9 protein-coding genes and 1 other annotated feature are annotated in these 11,486 nt (G+C 45.3%); all 9 genes read left to right on the top strand.

Translation table 11 applies throughout. The annotated features are described in order from the left end of the window. Nucleotide 1 precedes the first annotated feature (1 nt). Nucleotides 2-1,675, top strand: a complete 1,674-nt coding sequence (locus ACE1TF_RS07855) for a CoA-transferase (RefSeq protein WP_375015735.1) — start codon at nt 2-4, stop codon at nt 1,673-1,675. A 13-nt stretch (nt 1,676-1,688) separates the two neighbouring features. Further along, on the top strand, nt 1,689-2,474 hold the full coding sequence (locus ACE1TF_RS07850) for an SDR family NAD(P)-dependent oxidoreductase (protein WP_375015733.1): 786 nt from the start codon (nt 1,689-1,691) through the stop codon (nt 2,472-2,474). Nucleotides 2,475-2,489: 15 nt separating this feature from the next. Then, on the top strand, nt 2,490-4,112 hold the full coding sequence (locus ACE1TF_RS07845; RefSeq protein WP_375015731.1) for an AMP-binding protein: 1,623 nt from the start codon (nt 2,490-2,492) through the stop codon (nt 4,110-4,112). Between the two features lie 20 nt (nt 4,113-4,132). Further along, entirely contained in the window at nt 4,133-4,933 is an 801-nt protein-coding gene (gene menB, locus ACE1TF_RS07840) for a 1,4-dihydroxy-2-naphthoyl-CoA synthase (RefSeq protein WP_375015729.1), read from the top strand. A 56-nt stretch (nt 4,934-4,989) separates the two neighbouring features. Further along, nucleotides 4,990-5,210, top strand: a binding site (T-box leader). 51 nt (nt 5,211-5,261) lie between these two features. Then, the gene (gene pheS, locus ACE1TF_RS07835) at nt 5,262-6,296 is read left to right on the top strand and encodes a phenylalanine--tRNA ligase subunit alpha (RefSeq protein WP_042402918.1); all 1,035 of its coding nucleotides are present in this window, start codon (nt 5,262-5,264) and stop codon (nt 6,294-6,296) included. Nucleotides 6,297-6,325: 29 nt separating this feature from the next. Further along, nucleotides 6,326-8,740 (top strand): phenylalanine--tRNA ligase subunit beta, encoded by a 2,415-nt coding sequence (pheT, locus tag ACE1TF_RS07830; RefSeq protein WP_375015726.1) that lies wholly within the window; start codon nt 6,326-6,328, stop codon nt 8,738-8,740. A 185-nt stretch (nt 8,741-8,925) separates the two neighbouring features. Beyond that, nucleotides 8,926-9,171, top strand: a complete 246-nt coding sequence (zapA, locus tag ACE1TF_RS07825) for a cell division protein ZapA (RefSeq protein ID WP_375015724.1) — start codon at nt 8,926-8,928, stop codon at nt 9,169-9,171. 3 nt (nt 9,172-9,174) lie between these two features. Beyond that, entirely contained in the window at nt 9,175-9,717 is a 543-nt protein-coding gene (locus ACE1TF_RS07820) for a CvpA family protein (RefSeq protein WP_375015722.1), read from the top strand. Nucleotides 9,718-9,740: 23 nt separating this feature from the next. Continuing rightward, the gene (gene polX / locus ACE1TF_RS07815) at nt 9,741-11,465 is read left to right on the top strand and encodes a DNA polymerase/3'-5' exonuclease PolX (protein ID WP_081829363.1); all 1,725 of its coding nucleotides are present in this window, start codon (nt 9,741-9,743) and stop codon (nt 11,463-11,465) included. Nucleotides 11,466-11,486: the final 21 nt, after the last annotated feature.

Below are 11,486 nucleotides of genomic sequence, written 5' to 3'. Positions count from 1 at the left end.
GATGACAAAAGTAATCAGTCTATCCGAAAGCGTCCAACAGTTTATTTTTCCTGAATGTGTTCTTCATTTTAGCTTTACGCACAATCGGGCAATGGCGTACGCGTGGGAAATCATTCGCCAAAATAAAAACCAAGCACTTCAACTTGAGCTAGTCGGCACGGGTATGCTCGAACACGCCATCGCCCTTGTGTGGGCCGGTCAAGTAAGAAAGCTCGTTGGGGCTTTCTTCGGGGAAACATACCCTTCCTCCGCCCCGAACAAAGTCATTATGAAACAAGCGAAGGAGGAGCGGTTAACGCTCGAGTACTGGACGAACCTTACGATCCCACAACGTTTCATGGCGGCTGCAAACGGTTTTGATTATGTCCCTACCCGCTCCTTACAAGGAAGTTCATTGCTACAAACACATTTGAACTCAGGCGTCGCCTTTTATACACATGACGAGAATACAGGAAAAGATACGGTCATGATTCGTTCACTCGTACCGGATGTGGCGATTGTGCATGGAAGTGTTGCTGATGAAGATGGGAACACGGTCGTAACCCCACCTTATGGTGAAGATTTATGGGGAATCTATGCCGCCAAGAAGGTGGTGGTCATTGCGGAGAAGATCGTGAATGCTAAAAAGATCGAATCGTTGTCTCACCTCGTGAAAGTGCCCGCGCATCTCGTCGATGCCGTCGTTGAACTTCCGTATAGTGCGCATCCGTTTGGTGTTTCGCCAATCGGGTACTCCGAGCATAGTTATAGCGAAGATTATAAGTTCCGTACATCGTTTCGTCACGCTGTACAACGTGGAGAATCTATTGAAACGTGGATGGAGCGAGAACATTTGGATGTGAGTCATAACCGTTTTTTGAGCCATTTAGGGGAAGAGCGATTGCACGAACTTGAACGAGCGGCGAGGCCGAACACCACCGAAACGATCAAGCACGACGATCGTCCGTTAACTGACGTAGAAACATTCATCATCGTGTCTAGTCGCCGGATTGCTCAAAAGATTAAAGCGGAAAATTACACGATGTTGCTCGCTGGAATTGGCATTTCTCATTTGACGGCTTGGCTCGTCCACCGTCAATTAGAAGCTGAAGGAGTGAAAGTGCAACTATTGACAGAGACAGGTTTTTACGGATACAAACCCGCTTTAGGTGACTCTTATATTTTTAATTTTAATAATTTATACAATAATAAAAAACAAAGTAGTTTCGTAGAAATTCTTGGTCAAATGGTAGGTGACAAAAACCATCGCACATTAGCCATTCTCTCTGGTGCGCAAATTGATCAGTATGGACAGATCAACTCGACGATGATTCCAGAAAAGAATTTGTTCCTAACTGGTTCTGGAGGGGCTAATGATATTGCTGCTGTTGCTCACGGGGTCGTTGCGATGATGTATGGGGATGGTCGAAAGTTTGTGTCGACCGTCCCTCATGTTACATCCCCAGGGCATCACGTCCATCAAATTTATACGCCAGAAGGTGTGCTTGAACGAGGCGACGAAGCCGATGCATTTCAAGTTGTGGAATGGATGCATAAAGATAGCATGTCGAGGTTTAATCAGCTCATTCCATGGAAAGCTGACGTTCATGAGAAGTGTGAAGTTGCCGGGCCAGTGAGCGCCAAAGAACTTACGTGGTTACGTGAGTTTGACCCAGACCGTATTTTTCTAGCGTAAGGAGGTTATATGCTTGACTGAACATGAAAATCAAATCGTTGTCATTACAGGCGCAAATGGAGGTATCGGTCTTGAAACCGCCCGGTCGTTTCTCAATGACGGGGCAACGGTCATTGCCGCTGTCCATTCAAATCGAGATGCCATCATGCAACTTCAAGAAGAATATAAGGAGCACCGGGTACAGATTTTGCCACTGGATTTGAGCTGTGAGAACAGCATTGAGACGTTTGCTGAAGAAGTGAAGCGTTACACTGATCATCTGGATGTGCTTGTAAACAATGCAGGCATATCCATTCCAGCCCCACTCATGGATTTGGAAACCGACAGTTGGGATCGTGTATTAAGCACAAATGTGCGGGGGCCGTTTTTATTATCAAAACAACTCGTTCCTCTTTTGCAAAAGCAAGCAGGTGCGATCATTCATGTCGGTTCAATGGCAGGACATGAAGCTTACCCTGGTATGGGGGCTTATAGCACGAGTAAGGCAGCATTAACGATGCTCACGAAACAAATGGCTGCCGAATGGGCGGCGTATGGCATCCGTGTAAACAGTGTGAGTCCCGGCTTAATTCACACCCCGCTCACCGAGGACATTTATAACGATGAAGAAATGCGAGTCGTGCGTGAATCTCTCGTTTCATTGAAACGAATTGGTACGAGTAAAGATGTTAGCGACGTAATTCTGTTTTTAGCATCAGCCAAAAGTGCATATATGACAGGACAAAGCCTTATCGTTGATGGTGGATTATTAGGGACGATACAACAACACTTGGCAGGCAGACCGAAAAGTAAAACGTAAAGGAGCGTGTAAAACGTGGTCAACGGGATGCACATCCATGAAGAACGAAAAGCCCACTACTATGAGCGAGGACATTGGCAAACGCGTACCGTTTATGAAACCTTTTTGAAAGCGGTTCAATCTAACCCTACCCAAGTCGCAGTGATTGACCCGTATCGATCCATTACGTATGAGCAGTTACGAACCTTTTCAACAGAAATCGCTAATGGTTTTCTAGTAAAAGGGTTAAAAAAAGGCGATGTCGTGTCCGTTCAGTTGCCAAATTGGATTGAATATGTAGCGATTTACCTTGCTTGCACAAAAATAGGCGTTATCTTTACCCCAATACCAGTGAACGCAACGGCAAAAGAAGTCGCGAACATGTTTACGATCAGTCGACCAGCACTACACATATCCGCTCGTCACTTTCGTAAAAAAGCGTATGAGCCTATGCTTAATGAGGTCGCTCATTCGGTAAAGCTTCCCGATGTGTATCTTCTTGAACAAGAAGGGGAGTCCGTTCAAGATCGTCGGTTTTTGCCGTTTCATTTGTTGCCTGTAGATAAAAATATGGATGCCCCTGACGTACATGCGGATGATCACCTCGTCATTTTGTTTACATCTGGAACAGAATCATTGCCAAAAGGGGTTGTGCATACACACAACACCGTATTATTTGGGGAGAAGGCGATGCAAAAGGCGTTACACATAACAGAAGATGATCGCGTTTTTATGGCATCTCCTCTTTCTCATGCTACCGGCTTTTTGCATGCTGTGAATTTGCCACTCATCACCGGAGCGACGAGTGTACTCATGGACCACTTCCAAGGTGAAAAAGCCGTTCGGGTCATCGAAAGGCAAAAATGTACGTTTTCAATGGGTGCAGCAACTTTTGTCCACGATATATTAAAAGCGATTCAACAACAAGGCAACCCCGGTGCATTATCGACGCTCAGGTTCTTTTTATGTGGGGGTGCCCCGATCCCAAGACATCTTGTTGACGAAGCGAAAGAAAATGGGTTCCGGTTATTGTCTGTGTATGGGGCAAGTGAAAGCCCTCCTCATGCGATTAGCTGCTTACATGATTCTGAAGAATGGGTTAGCCAAACAGATGGTCAAGTGTTGGAAGGAATTGACGCGAAAGTTGTCGGCGATGACCGTAAATCTCTCGCAACCGATGAAATTGGAGAATTAGCAACGAGAGGACCAAACGTTTTCATTGGGTATTACAATGATCCGTCGCTTACTAGGCAATATCTAGATGAGCGCGGATGGTATTATAGCGGGGATTTAGGCACGTTGGATTCCGACCGATACGTACGGGTTGTCGGCCGAAAAAAAGATATGATTATTCGTGGTGGTCAAAATATTAGCCCGGTTGAAGTTGAGAATCTTTTGCTTCAGCATGCTTCAATTAAAGAAGTTGCGTTGGTCGGAGTACCAGACGAAAGGATGGGAGAAAAAGCGTGCGCGTTCATCACTCTTAACCCGAATGGAACGTTTACGTACGAGATGATGGTCACGTATTTAGAAGAACAAAATGTAGCGAAATATAAATGGCCGGAGTATATAGAGCTTGTACCCGAACTCGCACGAACGGCTTCAGGAAAGATACAAAAATTTCGGTTGTTGGAACAATGGAAAACGAAAATCGTTTAATTTAAAATGGAGGGAACATGATGGAACTAGAAGAAGTAATCTATGAGAAATCCGAAGGCATCGCCACAATTACGATAAACAAACCAGAAAAATATAATGCATTCGGGGCGCGTACGGTGCAAGAGTTAATCTACAGCTTTCGTGACGCGTGGGATGATAATCGCGTTGGCGTCGTCATCTTAACAGGGGCTGGGGATAAAGCATTTTGTGCAGGTGGAGATCAAAAAGATCGTGATAGCGGAGGTTATGGAACGAATGGCGGGTTAACCGGCGGAATGGGATTAGAGATGGAAACTCTTCATTATGTGATGCGCAATATCCCTAAGCCAGTGATCGCTGCTGTGAATGGTTACGCGATCGGCGGCGGGCACGTCTTACACGTCATTTGTGACTTATCGATTGCCTCAGAGCGCGCGATTTTTGGTCAGTCCGGTCCGAAAGTAGGAAGCTATGATGCCGGGTTTGGCTCTGCATATTTAGCACGAATTGTTGGCGAAAAGAAAGCGAGAGAGATTTGGTATTTATGCCGGAAGTATTCAGCGGATGAAGCGTATGAAATGGGGCTCGTAAACAAAGTCGTTCCACACGAACAACTGATGGAAGAAGCGAGAGATTGGGCGAACGAAATGTTAGAGAAAAGTCCGACAGCACTAAAAATGTTGAAATATTCCTTTAATGCCGATTCTGCCAGCATTGCAGGAATTAATCAAATGGCACTTGGAAGTTTGGCGATGTTCTATGAAACAGATGAAGCATTAGAAGGGAAGAATGCATTTATTGAAAAGAGGCCTGTAGATTTCAGCCAATTTAGAAGTTCATGATTAAGCCCTTGCAAGCTTAGCGAAAACCATCTATACTAAGAACAAATTACACATGCACGAACACGTTGATAGAGAGTAGTACGGTGAACACTGATGTCTAGGGAGGATGGGCCAAAGACTGCAAGCCTTTCCCTTTAAGCTCACCTGAATTCACTCTGGAGTTGGCACCGGTCACAAGGTGCCCCGGTTTACTGCCGTTACCAGTGATCGAGTGATCGACTCGAGCCTTTGCATGAGTCGGTAACAAGGGTGGTACCGCGAAACCTTCGTCCCTTTTTAGGGAGACGAAGGTTTTTTTGTATTGACGGTGAAGATAAGGAGGAAGAGAATGATTACACGATTAGAAGAGCTGAAAGTTGAAGCCCTTACAGGCGTAACTAATAGTGAGGACCAAAAACAGCTCGAACAAGTCCGCATTACCTACCTAGGGAAAAAGGGACCGATTACGGAAGTGCTTAGGGGAATGGGAAAGCTCTCAGCTGAGGAGCGTCCAGTCGTCGGCCAAAAAGCCAATGAAGTGCGAGAAATGATTCAACAAGCGATTGATGAGAAGCTTGCGCTGTTTGCAGAAGCAAAACTGCGCGAGCAGTTGACGGAAGAGCAAATCGACGTCACCTTGCCTGGGCGTAAAATGACACAAGGAGCGACGCACCCATTAACGGCCGTCGTTGAGCAAATTGAAGATATTTTTATTGGATTAGGGTTTGAAGTGACAGAAGGACCTGAAGTGGAATTGGATTATTTCAACTTCCAGATGATGAACTTGCCACCAGACCATCCAGCAAGAGATATGCAAGATTCATTTTATATTACCGATGACACGTTGCTAAGAACGCACATCTCCCCGGTACAAGCGCGAACGCTACAAGCTGCAAAAGGGGAAGGGCCGATTCGCAAGGTTAGCCCCGGAAAAGTGTATCGACGTGATGAAGACGATGCGACGCATTCTCACCAGTTTACGCAAATTGAAGGTTTGTATGTCGATAAAAACGTAAGAATGAGTGACCTTAAAGGCGTATTTGACGCGTTTGTGAAGCAGTATTTCGGTAATGATCGCTTAATCCGTTTACGTCCGAGCTATTTTCCGTTTACAGAGCCTTCAGCTGAGATTGATGTGAATTGTGGCGTCTGTGGAGGTAGTGGGTGCCGAGTATGCAAACATTCGGGCTGGATTGAAGTACTCGGTGCAGGCATGGTTCACCCAAGAGTGTTGGAAATGAATGGGTTTGACCCAGAAGTGTATTCTGGTTTTGCTTTCGGAATGGGTGTTGAGCGATTTGCGATGCTCAAATATGGCATCGATGATATCCGGCACTTCTACACGAATGACACGAGATTTCTCTCACAGTTTAAAAACCTTTAATATCGCGATGAAAGTAGGTGAAGGAGACAATGCTCGTTTCCTATCAATGGTTAAATGATTATATAGATTTAAAAGACATCACACCGGAAGAGGTCGCCGAATTATTGACTCGAGGTGGATTAGAAGTAGACCATGTCCATCGTTTTCATGATGGCATTGACCACGTGGTAATCGGTAAGGTGATTGAAACGGCCCCCCACCCTGATGCAGACAAACTAACGATTTGCCAAGTCGATACGGGGGAAGAAACTTCGCAAATTATTTGCGGTGCTGCGAACGTTGTTGCTGCAGAATACGTAGTTGTAGCGAAACCCGGAGCCGTTCTTCCAGGGAATGTGGAAATTAAGAAAACGACAATTCGTGGCGAAGTATCTGAAGGAATGATTTGTGCACTTGATGAGCTAGGTGTAGCCGATCATATGATTCCAAAAGAAGAACAAGATCAAATTATTGAACTTGGAAATGATGCGGTACCCGGCGGCGACGCTCTTGACTATTTAGGATTAAATGACGTCATTTTAGAACTAGATCTAACACCGAATCGTGCGGATGCGCTCAGCATCATCGGCGTTGCTTATGAACTATCCGCCATCTTGGACCGTCCGATTCATGTGCCGGACATCGAACACGGCGCAGTGCGCAAAAATGTCGCAGACGTTGTCAGCGTAACTGTGGAGAACGGTGAAGATGTACCATACTACGGGGCAAAAGTCGTCCAAAAGTTGAAGATTGGCCCATCACCGAAATGGATGCAAATGCGTTTAATTGGTGCGGGAATGCGACCGGTCAATAATGTTGTTGATATTACGAACTATGTAATGCTCGAATACGGTCAGCCCCTACATGCGTTTGACTTCGATCGGTTTGGCACAGATGAAGTGGTGACGAGAAAAGCAAAACCTGGAGAGAAAATGATTACCCTAGATGAAACAGAGCGTGTGTTAGCAGGCACCGATGTGGTCATAACGAACGGTACAGATCCGGTAGCGCTTGCGGGTGTCATGGGTGGTGCATCATCTGAAGTGGTGGATAGCACAACGACCATACTCCTTGAAGCCGCTCAGTTCGATGCGTTGAACGTGCGCGAGACCGCCAAACGTCTCGGTCTTCGTAGTGAGTCAAGTATGCGATTTGAAAAGGGGATTAATCCCCAAGGCACGAGTGAAGCCGCAGAACGGGCAGCGTATCTTCTTGAACGATATGCCGAAGGCTCGGTGTTAAATGGCATTGTTGAGTCGGGCGAAATGCCGCAATATCAACAAGAGGTTGAAGTGAATTTAGGCCGAGTGAACCAACGGCTCGGGACGAGCTTACATGTTGAAGAAGTTGAGCAGATTTTGTATCGTCTCGGATTCACAGTGGAGTCACTCGGTGAGTCTTGGCGAGTCATCATACCAGCAAGAAGGCTCGATTTAAATATTGAAGAAGACTTAATGGAAGAAGTGGCTCGGATTCATGGTTATGACAACATCCCGAGCACCTATCCTATAGGGGAACGAACGGGCGGCAGCTTAACGAACACCCAAAAATTGAAACGAAAAGCGCGGCGTTTCTTAGAAGGGGCAGGCATGAATGAAGCCATTACGTACTCCCTGACAAGTGAAGCCAAGTCTGTACAATTCATGTTAAAGGAAACAGCAGCGGATGTACGCGTGCTCATGCCAATGAGTGCAGAGCGTCAAGTGCTTCGCCGTAGTCTCATTCCACACCTTCTCGATAGTGTTGGGTACAATAAGAACCGTCAACAAACGAATGTGGCGTTCTTTGAAATGGGTTCGGTCTTCTTGCCAACGCCAGATGACAATCTTCCACATGAAGAGTTGAGAATTGCAGGTGCACTCACGGGCGCATTCGGGGAGTCTAGCTGGGCAGAAACAACGACGAGCGTTGATTTCTTTGTCGTTAAAGGAATCGTCGAAGGGTTAGCGAAACAGCTAGGCGTTCACCATGAATGGACATTCCAAAAAGCAGAGCGCGCTGGCTTGCACCCTGGAAGGAGTGCAGAAATTCTCATGGGTGATGAGCTCATTGGTTTTATCGGTGAACTTCACCCGACCGTTTCGAAAGAGCGTGGTCTAGCGGCAACGTACGTGTTCGAACTGAACGCCGATGTACTATTCAAGGAACGAGATACAGTAATGAAATATGATCCGTTACCGAAGTTCCCAGGTGTAAGGCGAGACCTTGCCATCGTTGTTGATGAGAAAATATCCGCTTCGGAAGTACAACGGGCTATTGAAGAAAATGGCGGCAAGTGGTTAAGGGATGTTGAACTATTTGATGTATACGAAGGGGAGCATTTGCCAGCTGGCAAGAAGTCGCTTGCGTATGCGCTGTCGTTCTTAAATAAAGAAGAGACGCTCACTGACGAAGACATTCAAGTTGTTCACGAGCAAATCGTAAGCAAGCTCCAATCGAGACTAGGGGCTACATTAAGAGGGTAAAGAAGGAGAAGCAGTCACAAACGGTGTGATTGCTTCTTTTTTGTAACCGATTTGCCCCATAACTCGTAGAGAATATTAGAGGATTGATTTTCTTATGTAGTTGATTTTGATATGATGAAGTTTAGAGTGTGAGAGAATAGCGATAAAGAGCAATTGCGAGTGGTCACGGATAGGAGGAACTGGTGATGAACGGAAGAACTCGAACGACTGTGTCGATTTATGGACATCAATATACCATTGTTAGCGAAGAATCAGAAGATCACGTGAACGATGTGTCAAAGTACGTGGATGAAAAAATGAAAGAAATGAAAAGAGTAAATCCTTTTTTAGATACATCAAGGCTTGCGGTGTTAGCGGCTGTTAATATTGCAGACGATTACATTAAAGCTCAAAAAAAGAATCAGGCCGATGCGGCTGAAGACGAGGACTAGTGAATGTTAAGTGTATTAATCCTACTCATTTTAGTGACGAACTTTTTTATTGGGTTAAGACGGGGGTTTATTCTCCAGCTGTTTCACCTTGTAAGCTTTTTCGGTTCATTAATCGTCGCTTACTTATTTTATAGCGACGTTGCGGAATACTTACGTTTGTGGGTCCCATACCCACAGTTTTTAGATGACCCAAGCAACATGTTTATATCCGCATTTAACTTTGAAGCGGTTTATTATAACGGTATTGCGTTTGCGATATTGTTTTTTGCGACAAGAATACTGCTCCACATATTAGCTTCAATGCTCGACTTTGTTAGTCACTTACCTGTACTCAGGTCTGTGAATCGCTTGCTCGGTGGGGCACTTGGATTCGTTGAGGCGTATCTTATCGTGTTTGTACTACTCATCGTTGCAGCATTGCTGCCTGTGGATGCCGTGCAACAAACGATCGGCAACTCATCCATTGCCCGATTAATCATTGATCATACCCCGTTCCTATCCGGCTGGTTGCAAGAGCTATGGATTTCGCCGGTGGACGTAGACTAATTCAATAGCAGGAGGCTGTTTCGTTGGATAAAAAGAACGTCATACAATCGTTAGAGACGATTGCGACATATATGGAAATTGCCGGAGAAAATCCGTTCAAAATATCGGCTTACCGTAAAGCAGCCGCTGCTTTAGAAAGAGAAGAGCGGACATTACTAGAAATTGAGAAGCCAGAGAGCCTAACAGGAATCGGTAAAGGTACGGCAAGCGTTATTGAACAGCTTCGAGATACAGGGAAGTCCGATGTATTGGATGAATTAAAAGAAAGCATTCCTGCAGGATTACCGCCATTATTGCAATTACAAAGTCTAGGTGGCAAAAAAGTCGGGAAGCTTTACAAAGAGTTAGGGATTACGGATGCCGATACGTTAAAAGAAGCGTGTGAAAAGCAGCAAATTCGAGAACTGCAAGGATTTGGCGTAAAAACAGAGGAGAAAATCCTCCAAGCGTTAAACGAAGTTGGGAAACGGCCTGAGCGTTTGCCAGTGAGTGACATGCTGTCGGTTGCTGAAGAAATTGAGGAGCAATTGCGTGCGTTTACACATATCCTTCGTTTTGAACGTGCAGGCAGCCTACGCCGCATAAAAGAGACAGTGAAAGATGTGGATTACGTCATTAGTACAAGTGACGCTCAGTCGGTACGTGAACAACTTAAAACGCTTACTGACATTGAAGAGATTGTTGCCGATGGAGATACGAAAGTGTCGTTTGTTCTTCTGAAGAAACATCGCATTGGCGTCGATTTTCGATTAGTCGAAGATGAAGCTTTTGCAACAGCCCTTCATCACTTTACAGGATCAAAAGATCATCATCTATTGATGAGAAAGCTCGCCAAAGATCAAGGGAAAAAAATCAACGAATACGGTGTGGAGCAGGATGCAGATGGTTCTTTAGTGCAATTTAAAGATGAACGTCAGTTTTTTGAGCACTTTGGTCTTACGTATATTCCACCAGAAGCGAGAGAAGGAAGTGGGGAGATCGAGCGGTCTCGACACGACCACCCGTACATTCAGCTAGAGGACATTCAAAGTGACTTGCACATGCACACGGTGTGGAGCGATGGCGCAAACTCCGTGAAAGAAATGGCGGACGATGCGAAAAAGCGTGGGTACAATTACATTTGCATTACCGACCATTCCAAGTTTTTGCAAGTAGCGAACGGACTGAATGAAGAACGTCTTGCGAGGCAGGCAGAAGACATTGATGATGCGAATGAGCACGTATCAGGCATTCGAGTGTTAAAAGGAACAGAAATGGACATTCGTCCTGACGGCACACTTGATTTTGATAATGATGTATTACAAACGTTAGATTTTGTCATTGCTTCGATCCATTCATCATTCTCGCAATCGAAAGAGCAAATCCATGAACGTCTTGAGACGGCATTTCGCAATCCGTTCGTTCATATGATTGCGCACCCTACAGGAAGAATAATCGGTCAACGAAGCGGTTATGAAGTGGATATCGATTGGCTCATTGCCAGAGCAAAGGAAACAGGAACAGCGCTAGAATTAAATGCAAACCCTAATCGCCTGGACTTATCAGCCGAGCAGTTAAAAAAGGTAGTCACAAGTGGCGTTGTGATTGCGGTGAATACGGATGCCCATCGCCAAGAAATGATGGATCATATGAAGATTGGTGTGGCAACGTTAAACAAAGCATTCGTCCAAAAAGAACAAGTCATGAATACATGGACATATGAGCAATTCAAGCAGTTTACGGATAATAAACGAACGCTTTTTGAATGATTGAGGTGAAAAGTCATACAA

This window comes from Geomicrobium sp. JSM 1781026, assembly GCF_041949955.1.
Classification (GTDB): Bacteria; Bacillota; Bacilli; order Bacillales; family Marinococcaceae; genus Geomicrobium_A.
Note: the sequence above shows the minus strand (reverse complement) of the source record. Positions and strands in the feature narration are given on the sequence as shown.

What these genes read in the sequence shown, in the direction of transcription:
- ACE1TF_RS07820 (WP_375015722.1), top strand. Translation starts at nt 9,175, where the DNA reads ATGTTAAGTGTATTAATCCTACTCATTTTAGTGACGAACTTTTTTATT.
- pheT (WP_375015726.1), top strand. Translation starts at nt 6,326, where the DNA reads ATGCTCGTTTCCTATCAATGGTTAAATGATTATATAGATTTAAAAGAC.
- menB (WP_375015729.1), top strand. Translation starts at nt 4,133, where the DNA reads ATGGAACTAGAAGAAGTAATCTATGAGAAATCCGAAGGCATCGCCACA.
- ACE1TF_RS07855 (WP_375015735.1), top strand. Translation starts at nt 2, where the DNA reads ATGACAAAAGTAATCAGTCTATCCGAAAGCGTCCAACAGTTTATTTTT.
- zapA (WP_375015724.1), top strand. Translation starts at nt 8,926, where the DNA reads ATGAACGGAAGAACTCGAACGACTGTGTCGATTTATGGACATCAATAT.
- pheS (WP_042402918.1), top strand. Translation starts at nt 5,262, where the DNA reads ATGATTACACGATTAGAAGAGCTGAAAGTTGAAGCCCTTACAGGCGTA.